Source organism: Arthrobacter sp. P4_H3 (assembly GCF_056400885.1).
In genome coordinates, this window is record NZ_JBFUKK010000004.1 from 105,220 (window position 1) to 121,763 (window position 16,544).

The following is a 16,544-nucleotide window of genomic DNA, read 5'->3' on the forward strand; positions in this document are numbered from 1 at the left end:
GAGCCCAGGAATATCCCCACGAAACCCGTTGACAGAATCCTAGTAACGCGCGTAACCTAAATCACACGCTCGAAGTAACGCGCGTTACTAAAGAAGATTCAGCTGACCACGGCGGCCAGTGTTGGCAAGACACCCGGAGCATTCAATGGCGAACACCACACCCACCGCAGCGGAGGCGACTCCGTCGGCCCCCGGCCACCGCGGCGTCACCATGGCGGACGTGGCCAAGGCTGCCGGCGTCTCCCGTACCGCGGTGTCCTTCGTCCTCAGCAACCGGGAGAACGCCAGCATCTCGGAGGACACCAGGCACCGCATCCTCGAAGCGGTCCAGACACTCGGCTACCGGCCCAACGCCGGTGCCCGGGCCCTGGCTTCCCAGCGCAGCGACTGGTACGGCATCGTCACGGAGATCGTCACGGCACCGTTCGCCGTGGACATCATCAAGGGCGCACAGGACCAGGCCTGGCTCTCCCGCCGGTTCCTGCTCATCGCCCCTTCAGACCAGGCCGATGCCGTAGGACCCAACCAGGGCATGGAGGATGCAGCCTTTGAAAAGCTGCTGGAGCAGAGGGTGGAAGGACTCCTCTATGCGGCCACCTTCCACCGGGCCGTGCACGTTCCGAAAAGCGCCAATGAGGTGCCCACTGTCCTGATCAACTGCTTCGACGCGGACGGGAAGCTGCCCTCGATCGTCCCGGACGAACGCGCCGGTGGGCGTGTCGCCGTCGAGCGTTTGCTCCAGGCAGGCCACTCCAGAATCGGTGTCATCAACCTGGATCCGAACATCCCCGCCGCCGTCGGACGACTGGAGGGGTGCCGTGACGCACTGGCCGAAGCAGGGCTGGAACTGGATCCTGATCTTGTAGTCTCGGGATACGCGACGGCGGACGGCGGCTACGAGGCCGCCTGCAAAATTCTTGACAAATATCCCGCTGGGGCAGGCAGGCCAACTGCACTGTTCTGCCTCAACGACCGGATGGCTATGGGCGCCTACGACGCCATCAAGGAGCGCGGGCTGACCATCCCCCAAGACATCGCCGTGATCGGCTTCGACAACCAGGAACTCATCGCGGCCTACCTCAGGCCCAAACTGACGACGGTTGCGTTGCCCTTCGAGGAGATGGGTGCGCTGGGTGTCCAGACACTCGCAAGCCTTACAGCCGGACAGCCGATCACTGCACATCAGCAAATGGTCGACTGTCCGCTGCTAGAACGCTATTCAGTCTGACGGCAAATCAACTACTGAACAGCAACCCCAACCACACCTTCACCTTCGATAGCGAAGACGAGGAAAGAGATATCCATCATGACACAAGCACGATTCCTGAGGTCTGCCCGCATCGCGGCGGCCGGCCTGGCCATGGGTGCCCTGGTGCTCACCGGGTGTTCCGCCAATGCGGGGAACTCCGGCTCCGCGAAGGCTGACGCCTCGGCCCAAAGCGCGCTCCTGACCATTCCCCGCGAGGACATGGGCACGTTCGTCCGGAACTTCAACCCGTTCGCCCCCACCGTGGCTCCCATGACCCAGCAGGCCATCTATGAATCCCTACTGGTTTACAACCCGGCCAAGGGTGAAACCACCCCGTGGCTGGCCAGCGAATGGAAGGCAGCCGAGGACGGCAAGTCCATCATCTTCACCCTCCGCGACGGCGTGAAGTGGTCCGACGGCCAGCCCCTGGTCCCGGCCGATGTGGTCACCACGTTCGCGCTGCAGAAGAAAATCAAGGGTGGATACGACTACCTGGACACGGTCACGGCCGAAGGCACCAACCAGGTCAAGTTCAGCTTCAAGACCGCATGGTCCCCGGCGCTGTTCGACCTCGGCCAGCTGAGCATCCTGCCGGACCACGTCTGGTCCAAGATTGCGGACCCCGAGAAGGACGCCAACGAAAAGCCCGTGGGCACCGGCCCGTACACCGAGGTGGACACCTTCCAGGCCCAGTCGTTTGTGCTCAAGAAGAACCCCAACTACTGGCAGCCGGAAAAGCAGAAGATCGCCGGCATCAAGATGCTCGCCTTCGCCGGGAACGACGGCGCCAACCTCGCCGCCGCGAACGGCGACGTGGACTGGGCCCCGCAGTACATGCCCAACATCGAGAAGACCTTCATTTCCAAGGACCCGGACCACCGCAAGTACTGGTTCCCGCCCACGGGTTCCATGATCAACTGGCAGCTCAACACCACCAAGGCCCCGTTCAACGACACGGACGTCCGCAAGGCCCTCTCCATGGCCGTGGACCGTGAGCAGGTCACCAAGATCGGCATGAGCGGCTACACCCAGCCGGCGGACTGCACCGGCCTGTCCGGGAACTACGAAACCTGGAAGAACAAGGACGTCCAGGACGACTGCGACTGGACGAAGCTCAACGTTGACGAGGCCAACAAGCTCCTGGACAAGGCCGGCTACCCCAAGGGCGCCGACGGCAAGCGCACGCTGAAGGACGGCAAGCCATTCGAGTTCAAGATCTCCGTGGGCGCGGCGTCCTCCGACTGGCTCTCCGTGGCCAACGTGATCGCCCAGAACCTCGCCGAGGTGGGCGTCACGGCCAAGGTTGATTCCCCGGACTGGGCAGCCGTGGTTGCAGGCTATGAGACCGGTGATTTCGATTCCGGCATCGTCTGGAGCGCCAACGATCCCAGCCCGTACAAGTACTTCGCGGGCATGATGGGCACCGCCACGGTCAAGCCGGTGGGGGAGAAGACGTTCGAGAACTACCACCGCTTCGGCGACGCCAAGGCCGACGCCCTGCTGACCGAATTCGCGGCTGCCACCGACCAGGACAAGCAGCACGAGATCGCGGACAAGCTCCAGGAGGAGTACAGCGCCGTTGCCCCCGCCATCCCGCTGTTCGCAGGGCCGGAATGGGGCGCCTACAACAACACGCGCTTCACCGGCTGGCCCACGGAAGAAAACCCGTACGCCACCCTCTCGGTCCGGGCACCCACCACGGTGCTGGTCCTGACCTCGCTGGAACCGGCCAAGTAAGGCCGCGGACCCTCCGGGGCCGCTCCAGACCGCACACCCGGTGCTGTTTCCGGCGCCGGGTGTGCGCCACTCCCCACTACCTCCCCAAACCCGCAAGCTCGCTTGGGGCCTTCGGTAACGGGGCCCCATCTCCGCAATTCCCGAATGGAGGGAAACCGTGCGCTTTATCCTGCGCCGCCTGGGTTTCTACCTGATCGCCTTCTGGGTGTCCGTCACTTTGAATTTCCTCCTCCCGCGCTTTATGCCGGGGGACCCCGTATCCCGCATGTTCGCCCGCACCCAGGACCGCATGCAGCCCGAACAGATCGACGCCCTGCGCAAGCTGCTCGGCGTGGACGACCGGCCCATCTGGGAGCAGTACGTCGGCTACCTGCACAATATGGTCACCGGGCAGATGGGCGTTTCCATCTCCCGCTTCCCCACCCCGGTCACCGAAGTCATCGCCTCGCAGGTGGGCTGGACGCTCCTGCTGGGCGGGACCGCGCTGGTGATTGCCGCCGTCGTGGGCAACCTGCTCGGCATCCTGGCCGCCTGGCGGCGCGGCGGAGCCATCGACTCTGCGCTGCCTCCCTTCCTGATCTTCATCGGGTCCTTCCCGTACTTCTGGCTCGCGATGGGTGCCCTCTACCTGTTCGGCGTCACGCTGGGCTGGTTCCCCATCCGCCACGCGTTCAGCGACACCATTGAGCCCAGCTTCAGCTGGGAGTTCATGTCCGACGTCGGCATGCACCTGGTGCTGCCGGCCCTCACCATCGTGCTGGTTTCGGTGGGCGGCTGGATGCTGGGAATGCGCAACACGATGATCGCCACCAACGCCGAGGACTACATCACCATGGCCGAGGCCAAGGGCCTGCGCCCGGGCCGGATCATGTTCCGCTACGCCGCCCGCAACGCCATGCTGCCGTCCGTCACCAGCTTCGGCATGAGCCTGGGCTTCGTGGTGGGCGGTGCGCTGCTGACCGAGGTGGTGTTCGCCTACCCCGGCGTGGGCTACCAGCTCCTCAACGCCGTACAGGGCCTTGACTACCCGCTGATGCAGGGGCTCTTCCTGACCATCACGGCCGCCGTGCTGCTGGCCAACTTCCTCGTGGACATCCTCTACGTCCGCCTCGACCCGCGCGTGCGCGCCAACTAGGAAGGACGGGCCATGACCTCCTCCATCGCAACCACCGCCTCCACCGTGCCGGGGGAGACCCCCGGCGGCGGCACTCCGCCGGGCGCCCTGGCCGGAAACACGGCAGGAACGCCCGACGGCGGCGCCGGACTCCCGCCCGGAGCCTCCGTCCGCAGGCCCAACCGCAGCCTGCTGCACGGCCTGCTGACCAACAAGAAGGCCATGACCGGCGCGGCCATCCTGTTCGTTTTCATCGCCCTGGCGCTCCTGGCCCCCGTCCTCTACCCGGACAATCCCTCCAAAATCACCGGCATGGCGTCCCAGGAGCCCGATGCCGAATTCTGGCTGGGCACCACCGCCAAGGGCCAGGACGTCCTGGCCCTTACCATCCACGGCGCACGCAGCTCCCTGTTCGTGGGCCTGACCGTGGGCTTCGCCTCGACGTTCATCGGCATCCTCGTGGGCCTGGCCTCGGCCTACTTCGGAAAGTTCATCGACGAGGCCCTGTCCCTCACCACCAATGTGTTCCTGCTCCTGCCCGGGTTGCCGCTCCTGGTGATCCTGGCCGCGTTCCTGCCGCCGGGCCTGGGCACCGTGATCCTGGTCCTGGTGGTCACCGGCTGGGCCGGCTCGGCCCGGGTGCTGCGCTCGCAGGCACTGTCCATCCGGTCCAAGGACTTCGTGGCCGCGGCCGTGGTCACTGGTGAACGGCCCCTGCGCATCATGTTCCGCGAAATCCTGCCCAACATGGCCTCCATCGTGATGGGCACGCTGCTGGCCTGCATCATCTACGGCATCGGCGCCCAGGCCGGCCTTGAGTTCCTGGGGCTGGGTGACGTCAGTACGGTCTCCTGGGGCAATAACCTCTACTGGGCCGGCAACGAGGGCGCCCTGCTCACCGGCAGCTGGTGGGTGTTCGTGCCCTCCGGCCTGTGCATCGCGCTGGTGGCGTTCTCGCTGTCGCTGATCAACTATGCGGTGGACGAGGTCACCAACCCTCGACTGAGGAAAATTCAGCTGCGGAAGATCCGCAAGCCCAAGCCCGCGCGCACTCCTGCAAAACCCGGAAAGCGAGCATCGGCATGACCGTCTCCCAGACCTCCTTTGGCTCCCACGAACCTGTCCTGGAAATCAAGGACCTCACCGTGAAGTACCGCGGCGACACGCGCTCCACCACCGCCGTCGACCGTGTCTCCTTCAGCATCGGCGTCGGCGAAATCTTCGGCCTGGCCGGCGAATCCGGCTGCGGTAAATCCACCATTGCCAACGCCATCATGCGGCTCCTGCGGGACCCGGCGGAAATCGCCGGCGGCAGCATCCGCTTCGGCGGCAAGGACGTCCTGGCCATGCGGCCGGAAGAGCTGCGCCGCTTCCGCTGGCAGGACGTGGCCATGGTCTTCCAATCCGCCATGAACTCGTTGAACCCGGTGATGACCATCGGCGACCAGATCGTGGATATCTACACCACCCACGCCGGCTACACCCGGAAGGAGTCGCTGCGGCGGGCTGCCGAACTGCTCGAACTCGTCCGGATCGACCCCGCCCGTTTGAAGTCCTACCCGCACCAGCTCTCCGGTGGCATGCGTCAGCGCGCCGTCATCGCGATGGCGGTCGCGCTCAAGCCCTCGCTGCTGATCCTGGACGAGCCCACCACCGCGCTGGACGTGGTGGTGCAGCAGGAGATCATGGCCCAGATCAAGGAGCTGCAGCGCGAACTGGGCTTCTCCGTCCTGTTCATCACTCACGACATGTCCCTCATGGTGGAGCTCTCGCACCGGATGGCAGTGATGTATGGCGGCCGGATCGTCGAGACTGCCAAAGCCAAGGCCATCCACGCCGCCCCGCTCCACCCCTACACGCAGGCACTGATGGGCGCGTTCCCGCCGCTCACCGGACCCCGTGTTCCCCTGACGGGCCTGGCCGACGGCGTGAAGTTCAGCAACATCGCCGATCTCCAGGAAGTGTCGCCCGCGCATTTCGTGTCCCCCCTTCCCGCCCTCCAAGGAGCACAGCCATGAGCACCCCGGTTTCAGCACGGCCGGCACCGGCAGCCAAGGAGCAGGACCTCACCCAAACGGGAGCTCCCGCCCTCGAAGTGAAAGGCCTGGTCAAGGACTTCCACAGCGGCGGCCTCTTCTCGCAGGCCTCGGTCCGGGCGCTCGGCGGCGTGGACCTCGCCATCAGGAAAGGCGAGATCGTGGCGCTCGTGGGGGAGTCCGGCTCAGGCAAGAGCACCCTGGCCCGCTGCATCGCCCGGCTGGAGAAGCCCACCGCCGGCCAGATCCTGATCGACGGAACGGACGTTCTCAAACGCGACCGGTTCCAGGCATCCAGGGAATACCGGTCCCGGCTGCAGATGGTGTTCCAGGATCCGTTCGGCTCGCTCAACCCGGTCCACCGGATCGAACACTTCCTCACCCGCTCCCTGACGCTGCACGGAAAGGCCGGGACACCGGACCAGCTGCGCCGCCGCCTGGATGAGCTGATGACGACGGTGGGACTTACCCCGGACATGCTCAACTCCTATCCGCACGAACTCTCCGGCGGGCAGCGGCAGCGCGTGGCCATCGCCCGGGCGCTCGCCGTTGAACCGGAAGTGATCCTCGCGGATGAACCCACCTCGATGCTGGACGTCTCCGTGCGGATCGGCATCCTGAACCTGATGCGCCAGCTGCGGGATAAACAGGGCATCTCGATGCTCTACATCACCCACGACCTCGCCTCCGCCCGCTACCTGGCAGACCGGATCGCCGTGATGTTCGCCGGGGAACTCGTGGAGGAAGGTGAATCGCTGGACCTGCTGGCCAACCCGGCCCACCCCTACACCCGGCTGCTGGTCTCGGCGGTGCCGGATCCCGCCCGCACCGGGTCCTATGACCCGCACGAGCGTGCGGCGCTGCGCGCAGCGGTGATGGAGTCGGCGTCGTGCGCGTTCGACGGCGACGCGGAGCAGCGCTGTTCCGCCACCGAACCCGTCCGGCACCGCGTGGGCGATCCCGCCAACGAGCACTGGGTCCGCTGCCACCTGTACCGGCCACCGGCAACGGCAGCCAGCCATGCCCTGTCCGCCGAGCCCCTCGAATCCGTGCCCCCGACACCTCACGACGCGTCGCCAACCGACGAATCCCGCACAGAAAACAAGGCTTCCGCATGACCGAACTGACCCACCCCCTGGCCACCGTGCCACGGGATGAGCTCGTCACACGGGCCGAGGCAGACCCGCACCGCCCGCGCTTCCACTTCGTCTCGCCCGCAGGCTGGCTCAACGATCCCAACGGGGTGAGCCAGTGGAACGGGACCTACCACCTCTTCTACCAGTACAACCCGGAGGGCGCCTTCCACCACCGCATCCTGTGGGGCCATGCCACCAGCGCGGACCTGGTCAACTGGACCGACCAGCCCGTGGCGCTGGAGCCTTCCGACGGCCCGGACGCCGACGGCTGCTGGTCCGGTGTGCTGGTGAACGACGGCGGCACGCCCACCCTGGTGTACTCCGGCCGGCTCGGGGAGCGCGAACTGCCCTGCGTGGCGGTCGGCTCACCGGACCTCCTGGCCTGGACCAAAGCACCCGAAAACCCGGTGATTCCGGCGCCGCCGGCCGGTGTGGACATCACCGCCTACCGCGACCACTGCGTCTGGCGTGAGGGATCAGTCTGGCGCCAGCTCGTGGGATCCGGAATCCGCGGCCGCGGGGGAACTGCCTTCCTGTACGAGTCCGCCGACCTCCGCCGCTGGGAGTACATCGGCCCGCTGGTCATCGGCGATGCCGCCTCCGGCGACCAGGCGGCCACGGACTGGCAGGGCACCATGTGGGAGTGCGTGGACCTGTTCCGCGCAGGCGGCGGGATTCTGGGGGACGGAGCCGTGGAATCCCAGGAGCCGGCCACCGACGTGCTCGTCTTCTCCGCCTGGCACGACGGCGACACCCACCACCCGCTCTACTGGACAGGCCGCTACGCCTGGGATTCGTACACGCCCCGGGAACTTCACCGGCTCGACTACGGCGGCCGCTACTTCTACGCCCCGCAGTCCTTCGCGGACGAGTCCGGCCGCCGGGTCATGTTCGGCTGGCTGCAGGAGGGCCGGACGGAGGCCGCCATGGTGGAGGCCGGCTGGTCGGGCGTGATGAGCCTGCCCCGGGTGGCCACCCTCGACCCGGACGGGGAACTGTCGTTCGCTCCTGTGCCGGAGGTGGAGTCGCTGCGGCGTGACCATGTCCGGATCGGTCCCCGCACCGTTGGCGCGAGTGAGGTGCTCGCCGGGGTTTCGGGAAACCAGCTGGACCTTGAACTGAACCTCGAGATGGAGCCGGGGAGCGTCTTCCGGCTGGGGATCCTGGCTACCGGGGCCGAGGAAACAGTCATCGAGATCGGATACGACGTCGGCAGCGGCGGCTTCGCGCAGTCCTATGTGCTCCTGGACCGCGAGCACAGCAGCCTGGACCGGACCGTGGATGCCGGGGAGAAATCCGGCCCGGTGCATTTGCCCGGCGGCAAGCTGCACCTGCGTGTCCTGGTGGACCGCTCGGCGCTGGAAATCTTCGTCAACGGGAAGCCGCTGACGGCCCGGGCGTATCCATCCCTCGGCGGGGAGACCGTCCGGCTGTCGGCGGCTGGAACGGTCCGGCTGCAGCAGCTGGACGCCTGGCGCATGGCGGGAGTCTTCGGCGGCCCCCGCCCGCTGTTCCCCTGACGCCACCATCGTCGATTGCTCCGTAACGGCCCTTTTGGGGCTTCATAACGGCCGTTACGGAGCAGTCGATGGCCTTCCAACCGATGCCCTAAATCAATCCATCCTGAGCATTGTCCAAGATCAAAGGCGATCTGAATGTCCAAAAGGTTAGTTGCAGGTTTCACCGCGGCCGCGCTCGGCCTTGGCACCCTGGCTGCGGGTTCGGTCCTGGCCCCGGCCATGATGGCCCCGCCCGTCCAGGCCGTTCCGGGAACAGGACCCATCTCGCTGGACAGTAGCACCAGCCCCATGCCCGATGTGGTGCCCGTCAGCGGAAGCTGGACCCGGACGTCCGGTGGCGGCCAGTCCGCCGTCGCCCCGCCGGACCAGAACGCCGCTGCCATCAGTGAGCAGCGCATCAGCGGGACCGCGAGGTATACGGCCGACGTGTCCGTGGACCCGGGCAGCCCCCACGCCGTGGGAGGGTTGGTGTTCCGCGGCGCGGCCGATGCCAGCAGCGGCTACGCGGCCACCATCGATCCGAACCTTGACCGGGTCCGGCTTTTCGATCTGGCCACCGGTGAGGATGTGGCGCCGTCCGCGGCGGTCCCGCTGGATACCGGGCGGAGCTACTCCGTGGATGTCCACGTGGACGGACCGCGGATCTACGTGGCAGTGGACGGCGTGGGCCGCATCGACATCTTGGACCAGCGGTACCAGGACGGCCATGTGGGGCTCCACGCCTACAACGGCTCAGTGAACTTCAGCCAGCCCCAGGTCCGCACCATCGACGCCAACGTCAGCGGCTGGTTGGCCGACGCGTCCGGCTGGACGGCCACCGCCACCGGTTTCCGGGGCACTGCTCCCGGTGGCGCCAACGTCAGGGCCGTCGCCACCGGCCAGTCCCCGCAGGTCACGGACTTCACCACCGATGTCCAGGTGACCTCGGCCCAAGCCGTAGGTGCCGTCCTGTTCCGCACCAACGCTGCCGGAACCGCCGGGTACGCGGCCGAAGTGGACGCCGACGCGGGCCGGCTGCGGCTGTACCGGATCGAGGACAACGCCACCCTGGGCACCTTCGCCACGGGCATCACCGTCAACGCTGTGTACCGGTTGCGCGTGACGGCCGACGGCGGGCAGCTCACCGTGCGCTGGCAGACGGACCTGTTGGACCCGAACGGTTATGCCCCGGTGATCACCGCCGTCGACACGGCGCACGGCTCCGGCCACGTTGGCCTGCTCGCCTTTAACGGCGCCACCATGTTCCAGGGGATGGCACTCAAGGGCCTCGACACGTCCCTGCAGGGCTGGCGGACCTCGTCCGGTAGCTGGGAGCCGGATGCCCGCGGCATGCGCGGCGCGACGGACGGCCTGCCGGCCGGTACGGAAGCTGCGCGCTTCGTTCCGGCGTCAGCGTCCGACGTCGTCGCGTCCCTCGACCTCGACGTCGCCGCACCGGCAACGGCCGCCGTCGTGGTCCGGAGTGCAGCCGACGGCTCCGGCGGCACCGAACTCCGGGTGGACCCTGGTGCAGGAACAGTGCTCCTGAAAGACCGCACCACGGGAGCCGTCCTGGCCAGCGGCGCCGTTCCGCCGGACAGCTTTGCCGCGGGCCAGCTCAACCGCGTCCAGCTCACCGTCCGTGGTGCCCAGGCAACAGCCCTGATCAACGGCGTCCAGGCCGTCTCCGGGCCGGCCGGGACGGGAACGGGCAGCGGCTTCGGACTGCGTGTCAGTGGCGGCGCAGCCTACTTCCAGAACGTCCGGGCAGACGATGTTGCCAGCTACATGAACGGCCTCTACCAGCCCGGATACCACTACAGCCAGAATTCCGGCAACAGCTCCGACCCCAACGGACTGGTCTATTTCGACGGCGAATACCACCTCTTCCACCAGGACCGCGGCCGCTGGGCGCACGCCGTCAGCACCGACCTGCTGCACTGGACACAGCTGCCCATCGCGTTGCCGCACCTGGCGGCCGGCGAGTCCTGGTCCGGTTCCGCCGTGGTGGACGCCACCAATGCCAGTGGGCTGTTCGACGGCGGCCAGGGCCTGATCGCGTTCTACACGAGCTTCAACCACGACGCGGCCAACGGAAACCAGTCCGTGCGCGCCATGTACAGCAGGGACCACGGCCGCACCTGGGCGCCCGTTCAGGCCGCGCCCGTGCTGGAAAACCCCGGAGGTCCGGATGGCGGCTGGGACTTCCGGGACCCCAAGGTCACCTGGGACGCGGCGAGCGGTACGTGGATCATGGTGGTGGCCGGCGGCGACCACCTGCGCTTCCACACGTCCACGGACCTGGTCCACTGGACGTTCACCAGTGCGTTCGGCTACGGCGACTGGGTCCGCGGCGGGGTCTGGGAATGCCCGGACTTCTTTGAACTGCCGGTGGAAGGACGGCCCGGCGTCAAACGCTGGGTGCTGTGGTGGAGCACGGGTGCCGTCAGGCCCACCAACGGCTCCTCCGCGCAATACGTCACCGGGACGTGGAACGGGACCGCCTTCACCGCGGACACCGGTCCGGAGCAGGTCCTGCAGGCCGATTCCGGCCGCGACTACTACGCGGCCATGAGCTTCTCCGGTGTCCCGGACGGCCGGCGCATCATGCTGGGCTGGATGAGCAACTGGGACTATGCCTTCAGCCCGCCCACCGGCCGGTGGAACGGGCAGCTGAGCGTCCCGCGGCAGCTCAGCCTCCAGGACGTTCCCGGCGCCGGTCTCCGCCTTGGACAGGAACCGGTGGCCGAACTGGCCGGCCTGCGGACGTCCACGTGGCAGGCGTCCGACGTTGCCGTCACGCCCACATCGGCCAACCCGCTGGCGGCCGCCTCCGGCCGGTCCTTCGAACTGGAAGCCGAAGTGGCGATCCCCTCTTCCGGCGGCGCCTCGGCGTTCACCTTCGGGCTCCGGAAAAGCCCGGCAGGCGGCATCGCCCAGGAAACGCAGCTCCGCTATGTCCCAGGCGCGGGGGCCGGCGCCGGCACTCTGACGCTGGACCGAGGACAGTCAGGCAGAGCGGACTTCACCAGGTATTTCGCGGGGGCGGCGGCGGACAACTCCAGCACGGCATGGAGTTCCGAAACGGTGGCAGCGTCCGGGGGCGGCACCGAGCGCCGGGTGAAGCTGAGGGCACTGGTGGATGCATCTTCGGTTGAAGTCTTCGGCGGCGACGGCACCGCAGCCATTACCTCCCTGGTCTTCCCGGATCCGGCCTCCACGGGGCTGTCCTTCGGCACAAGCGGCGGCAATGCCCGGCTGGTCTCCGCGAAAGTCCACCAACTGGCGGACACCGCGCGCCTCACCGGAGCGCCGCCGTCGGCCGTCCTTGCCGCAGCAACGGGCAGCGCGCGGCACAACCTCGGTTCCTACTCGGTGGTGCCCGGCGGCCGCTGGGAAAGTACGGGAGCGGGGCTGGCCGGCATGTTCGACAAGGACTCCACCGCCATGAGTGCGGCCACCTACTCGGACGTCCGGGTGGTGGCGACCGTGCGTTTCGGCGGTGTGCCCTACGCCGGGGCGATGCGTAACAGCGACCAGGTGCCCGGTGGCGGTCACGGCGGCGCCGGTTCGGTGCTCCTGCGTGCCTCTGCCGACGGCTCTACGGCGTATTACGTCAACCTGGACCCGAACCTGCGGCTGGCGCGGATCTTCAAGCTCCAGGACGGCGTTTTCAATCCCGCCAGCAGCATCCTGGCCAGTGTCCCGCTGCTGCTGAGCCACGGCGTCAGCTACAGCCTGGAGGCCCAGGCCGCGGGGGAGCGGCTGACCGTGACACTCGACGGCGCCGAAATCCTGGCCGTCGATGACGCTTCGCTGGCCTCCGGAAGAGTGGGGCTTAACGTGTTCGACGGCCGGGCAGCGTATCAGGATGTGCTGGTGACAGGCTCCGGATAAGCGTGATCCAAGCCGTGGAGGAAGGTTAACCGCTGGTGGCCGGAGGGTGACATTTCACACTAAATCTGATTTAAGGTGCAACATTTGACGTGGAAAGTCCCTTGTGGCACGCGCGCGCAATGGGCAATGTAAGCGCTTGCACAAATGGAGCGAAACTCGGTTTTTGGCGGCCCGAAACACGGTTTGATAAGCGGGCCCCGGCCCGCCTAGCGTGGAAACCGGCGCCGGAGGAGATCATCTTCCGGGTCGCCTCCCGGGGCCCCACCCAAGCCCCGAACCCCTCGACACAAAGGCGTCCTCGATGACGCCTGCCGTGTCATCGGGAAACGCCGGAGTTTCGGGAAAAGGGCATATGCCCGTCTTCCACGAATGGTCTTACTCCGCGAGAAGAGCAAAAAATGCACAAGCACCCCAACACACCCCGGATGCTGCGGTGGCGCCCCGCCGCCGCAGCACTGGCAGCGGCCGTGGCGGCCTCTGCCTTCCTTGCGGTTCCGTCGGCCCAGGCCAACGAACCCGCGGACCCGCCCGCCGCTGAGCAGATGCCTGCCCCCACCCCCGGCTTCCCGCTGCCCACCGATCACAGCCAGAAGGCCTACGACCCGGCAGCGGACTTCACCTCGAAGTGGACCCGCGCTGACGCCAAGCAGATCATGGCACAGAGCGATTCCACCGTCACGCCCGGCCAGAACTCCATGAGCCCCGACGTCACCATGCCCGAAATCCCCGAGGACTTCCCGGCCATGAACGACGACGTCTGGGTCTGGGACACCTGGTCCCTGACTGACGAGAACGCCAACCAGATCAGCTACAAGGGCTACGACGTCATCTTCTCCCTGGTCGCCGACCGGCACGCCGGCTACGGTTTCGACCAGCGCCACTGGAACGCCCGGATCGGCTACTTCTTCCGCAAGACCAACGCCGACCCGGCCAAGGACAAGTGGAACTACGGCGGACACCTGTTCCTGGACAACACCTCCATCGGCAACACCGAATGGTCAGGCTCCACCCGCCTGATGCAGGGCGACCAGGTCAACGTGTTCTACACGGCCACCACGTTCTACGACGTCAAGGAGCGCAACGCGGGCGGCGGCGGCATCGCACCGGATGCGTCCATCGCCAAGGCGCTGGGCAAGATCCACGCCGACAAGAACGGCGTTACGTTCGACGGCTTCAAGCACACCAAGCTGCTTGAGCCGGACGGCAAGATGTACCAGAACAAGGCACAGAACCCGGGCTTTGCTTTCCGCGACCCCTACACGTTCGCGGACCCGGCCCACCCGGGCAAGACCTTCATGGTCTTCGAAGGCAACACCGGCGGCAAGCGCGGCGAATACGAGTGCAAGCCCGAGGACCTGGGCTACAAGCCCGGCGACCCCAACGCCGAGAACCTCAACGAGGTCAACAGCAGCGGCGCCTACTACCAGACCGCCAACGTCGGGCTGGCCGTGGCGGACAACAAGGACCTGACCAAGTGGTCCTTCCTGCCGCCGGTCCTCTCCGCCAACTGCGTGAACGACCAGACTGAGCGTCCGCAGATCTTCATCCAGAACGAAGGCGGAAAGAACAAGTACTACCTGTTCACCATCAGCCACCAGTTCACCTACGCGGCCGGCATGCGCGGGCCGGACGGTGTCTACGGCTTCGTCGGCGACGGCGTCCGTTCCGACTACCAGCCGATGAACAACAGCGGCCTGACCCTGGGCTCACCGACGGACCTCAACCTCCCGTCCGAGTCCCCGGAGGCTCCCACCCCGAACCAGAACGGCCGCCAGTTCCAGGCCTACTCGCACTACGTGCAGCCGGGCGGCCTGGTGCAGTCCTTCATCGACAACGTGAACGGCGTCCGCGGCGGCTCGCTCTCGCCCACCGTGAAGATCAACTTCCGTGACGGCGTGTCCCAGGTGGACCGCAGCTTTGGCAAGAACGGCCTCGGCCCGTTCGGCTACCTGCCCACCAACCTCAAAGTTGGCGGCGAAGGTCTCTACAAGTAACACCGCGGGGTAGCTTCACACCCGTACCAGCAGGGGCGTCCGGAATTATCCGGACGCCCCTGTCCCTTTTTGTACCTCATTTTTGTACCTCTTATATACGGATGCATCTGCGGCCTTAAACGGGAAGCCTGCCGCGTTCAAGGGGACGTGTCAGCAGTCCCGCGTGGAATCCCGCACGTCATCCGGGCTAGACTCGCACGCCGGGGACAGAACGCCAATGCCGCCAGCTGCCGGAACGGAGCGGGCGGCGCAATCTCAACCAGAAAAGTGACTTTTGAAAAACCTTGCACGCCCTCTGACCGCAGCCGCCCTCTTTGCCGCACTGGCACTCACTGCATGCTCCGCGCCCGAAGCCGGCAGCGCGCCGTCGTCGTCCGCTCCCGCAACCGCCTCGGCAACGGCGACACCCAGCAAGAGTTCCGGGCCGTACGGGGACTTCCCCTCCGCAGCGGAGGCGTGCACCACCATCTCCCAGCAGGCCACCGGTGCCTCGCTGTTCCCGCTCTCGGCCGCCCAGGGTAAAACGGCGGAACTGGAGCAGCTCAAGGCTGAGCTCAGCGAAACCGCCGAACGGGTTCCGGACGAGCTCAAAGCCGATTTCGCCAAGCTTAACGACGTTGCCGTCGCCGGGCTGAGCGACCAGACGGTGTACTCGAGCGGAAAGTTCGACGCCGCCATGACCCCGGTTACGGCCTGGCTCGCCGCAAACTGCAAGTAGCGTATTTCGGCTGGGCAATTTCCACTGGCGTTCAGCCGCTTCACCCCGGCCAAGGGATAGGGTGGTGTTCAAGAGAAGGGGAGTGCCTGATGGAATACCAGAATCCACATCCCGCGCCGGGGGCCCACGCTGAACCGGGCAGTGCCCTGCCGGCCGGCACCGGACGTACCGTCATTTCCGAAACGGCAGTTGCCAAGGTAGCCGGCATCGCCGCCCGCGCCGTGCCCGGTGTCTATTCGCTGGGCACCGGACCGTCCCGTGCCCTCGGAGCCATCCGGGACGCCGTGGGCAGCTCGGACCACGCCGCCGGAGTGCACGCGGAAGTCGGCGAGACGCAGGTGGCCGTGGACATCAACCTCGTGGCCGTCTACGGGACGCCGCTGCACTCCCTGGCGGACCAGGTCCGCGCCGCCGTCTATACCGCCGTGGAAGAGCTCGTGGGCCTGCAGGTCATCGAGGTCAACGTGGAGATCAACGACGTCTACGTGGCAGGTCCGGCAAAGCCCGGCCTGCCCGTGGAAGCCCGGACTGAAAGGGAGGCCATCCAGTGAACCTGACCGTGGTGGGAATTGCAGTGGGCGCCTTCGTGGCCTTTATGTCCTTCCAGTTCGGCGTCTGGGGCTTCCTGGTTTCGCTGCTGTTCATGGGGATCGGTGCCCTTCTTGGCCGGGCCGCGGAAGGGAAACTTGACCTGCGCAGCGTGTTCGATGCCATCACTGGCCGGCGCTCGTCCTCATGAGCAGCGCGGCCGGAACCGTGGCCGGTGGCTCCGTGATGGCCGGACACAACCGCATCAGTACGCAGGCGCTCACGAGTCTTGCCAGGGCCGCTGCCGCTGAGGCCCTCGGGGTCCCCGCGCACGACGTCCGGGCTGACTGGTCCGACGACGACGGCCTGCTGGCCTTGTCGCTCGTCCTGCCTATCAGGATCCCGCCACTAACAACGGTCCTGCGCGATCCGGGCCGCGTCGCCGGGTTCGGCGGATCCATCTGGGAGCGCGCCGTTGCGGCCAAAGCCGTGATCCTGCACCGCGTTGCGGAACTTAGCGGGGCTCAGTTGAGCCGGGTCGACATCCGGATCAGCGGCGCCGCCATCAGCGAAGGGGGAAGGGTCCAGTGAACGACGCGACGGACGTCCGCCCAAAGGGCAGCGACGCTGCCGGAC

At 66.8% G+C, this 16,544-nt stretch carries 13 protein-coding genes; all 13 read left to right on the forward strand.

What is annotated here, in order from left to right; translation table 11 throughout:
- Positions 1–145 precede the first annotated feature (145 nt).
- The 13 genes from AC1DRE_RS07185 (at position 146) to AC1DRE_RS07245 (ending at position 16,499) form a co-directional block, all read left to right on the forward strand.
- Positions 146–1,228: a LacI family DNA-binding transcriptional regulator gene (locus AC1DRE_RS07185; protein ID WP_476983979.1), complete on the forward strand. Its 1,083-nt coding sequence runs from the start codon at positions 146–148 to the stop codon at positions 1,226–1,228.
- Between the two features lie 78 nt (positions 1,229–1,306).
- Positions 1,307–2,986: an ABC transporter substrate-binding protein gene (locus AC1DRE_RS07190; RefSeq protein ID WP_476983980.1), complete on the forward strand. Its 1,680-nt coding sequence runs from the start codon at positions 1,307–1,309 to the stop codon at positions 2,984–2,986.
- Between the two features lie 157 nt (positions 2,987–3,143).
- The gene (locus tag AC1DRE_RS07195) at positions 3,144–4,121 is read left to right on the forward strand and encodes an ABC transporter permease (protein WP_476983981.1); all 978 of its coding nucleotides are present in this window, start codon (positions 3,144–3,146) and stop codon (positions 4,119–4,121) included.
- A 12-nt stretch (positions 4,122–4,133) separates the two neighbouring features.
- A complete protein-coding gene (locus tag AC1DRE_RS07200; protein WP_476983982.1) occupies positions 4,134–5,186 on the forward strand; it encodes an ABC transporter permease in 1,053 nt (350 codons plus the stop codon).
- Positions 5,183–6,118 (forward strand): ABC transporter ATP-binding protein, encoded by a 936-nt coding sequence (locus AC1DRE_RS07205; RefSeq protein ID WP_476983983.1) that lies wholly within the window; start codon positions 5,183–5,185, stop codon positions 6,116–6,118. Before AC1DRE_RS07200 ends, AC1DRE_RS07205 begins: the two co-directional genes overlap by 4 nt.
- Complete coding sequence (locus tag AC1DRE_RS07210) at positions 6,115–7,254, forward strand: ABC transporter ATP-binding protein (protein WP_476983984.1); 1,140 nt, start codon at positions 6,115–6,117, stop codon at positions 7,252–7,254. The genes AC1DRE_RS07205 and AC1DRE_RS07210 overlap by 4 nt, the downstream gene beginning before the upstream one ends.
- A complete protein-coding gene (locus tag AC1DRE_RS07215; protein WP_476983985.1) occupies positions 7,251–8,792 on the forward strand; it encodes a glycoside hydrolase family 32 protein in 1,542 nt (513 codons plus the stop codon). The genes AC1DRE_RS07210 and AC1DRE_RS07215 overlap by 4 nt, the downstream gene beginning before the upstream one ends.
- 135 nt (positions 8,793–8,927) lie before the next feature.
- Positions 8,928–12,668 carry a glycoside hydrolase family 32 protein gene (locus tag AC1DRE_RS07220; RefSeq protein ID WP_476983986.1) on the forward strand — a complete coding sequence of 1,247 codons (3,741 nt, stop codon included), beginning with the start codon at positions 8,928–8,930 and terminating at the stop codon, positions 12,666–12,668.
- A 398-nt stretch (positions 12,669–13,066) separates the two neighbouring features.
- Positions 13,067–14,662, forward strand: a complete 1,596-nt coding sequence (locus AC1DRE_RS07225) for a glycoside hydrolase family 68 protein (protein WP_476983987.1) — start codon at positions 13,067–13,069, stop codon at positions 14,660–14,662.
- A gap of 274 nt (positions 14,663–14,936) precedes the next feature.
- Positions 14,937–15,380: a hypothetical protein gene (locus tag AC1DRE_RS07230; RefSeq protein WP_476983988.1), complete on the forward strand. Its 444-nt coding sequence runs from the start codon at positions 14,937–14,939 to the stop codon at positions 15,378–15,380.
- A gap of 89 nt (positions 15,381–15,469) precedes the next feature.
- Positions 15,470–15,931 (forward strand): Asp23/Gls24 family envelope stress response protein, encoded by a 462-nt coding sequence (locus AC1DRE_RS07235; RefSeq protein WP_364123331.1) that lies wholly within the window; start codon positions 15,470–15,472, stop codon positions 15,929–15,931.
- The gene (locus AC1DRE_RS07240) at positions 15,928–16,119 is read left to right on the forward strand and encodes a hypothetical protein (RefSeq protein ID WP_104173701.1); all 192 of its coding nucleotides are present in this window, start codon (positions 15,928–15,930) and stop codon (positions 16,117–16,119) included. Before AC1DRE_RS07235 ends, AC1DRE_RS07240 begins: the two co-directional genes overlap by 4 nt.
- Entirely contained in the window at positions 16,116–16,499 is a 384-nt protein-coding gene (locus AC1DRE_RS07245; protein WP_104173700.1) for a hypothetical protein, read from the forward strand. The genes AC1DRE_RS07240 and AC1DRE_RS07245 overlap by 4 nt, the downstream gene beginning before the upstream one ends.
- The last annotated feature ends 45 nt before the right edge of the window (positions 16,500–16,544 follow it).

Bases quoted from the DNA above. Each gene is read 5' to 3' on its own strand.
- AC1DRE_RS07200 (WP_476983982.1), top strand. From the start codon at position 4,134: ATGACCTCCTCCATCGCAACCACCGCCTCCACCGTGCCGGGGGAGACC.
- AC1DRE_RS07210 (WP_476983984.1), top strand. From the start codon at position 6,115: ATGAGCACCCCGGTTTCAGCACGGCCGGCACCGGCAGCCAAGGAGCAG.
- AC1DRE_RS07190 (WP_476983980.1), top strand. From the start codon at position 1,307: ATGACACAAGCACGATTCCTGAGGTCTGCCCGCATCGCGGCGGCCGGC.
- AC1DRE_RS07245 (WP_104173700.1), top strand. From the start codon at position 16,116: ATGAGCAGCGCGGCCGGAACCGTGGCCGGTGGCTCCGTGATGGCCGGA.
- AC1DRE_RS07235 (WP_364123331.1), top strand. From the start codon at position 15,470: ATGGAATACCAGAATCCACATCCCGCGCCGGGGGCCCACGCTGAACCG.
- AC1DRE_RS07185 (WP_476983979.1), top strand. From the start codon at position 146: ATGGCGAACACCACACCCACCGCAGCGGAGGCGACTCCGTCGGCCCCC.
- AC1DRE_RS07215 (WP_476983985.1), top strand. From the start codon at position 7,251: ATGACCGAACTGACCCACCCCCTGGCCACCGTGCCACGGGATGAGCTC.
- AC1DRE_RS07220 (WP_476983986.1), top strand. From the start codon at position 8,928: ATGTCCAAAAGGTTAGTTGCAGGTTTCACCGCGGCCGCGCTCGGCCTT.
- AC1DRE_RS07225 (WP_476983987.1), top strand. From the start codon at position 13,067: ATGCACAAGCACCCCAACACACCCCGGATGCTGCGGTGGCGCCCCGCC.
- AC1DRE_RS07205 (WP_476983983.1), top strand. From the start codon at position 5,183: ATGACCGTCTCCCAGACCTCCTTTGGCTCCCACGAACCTGTCCTGGAA.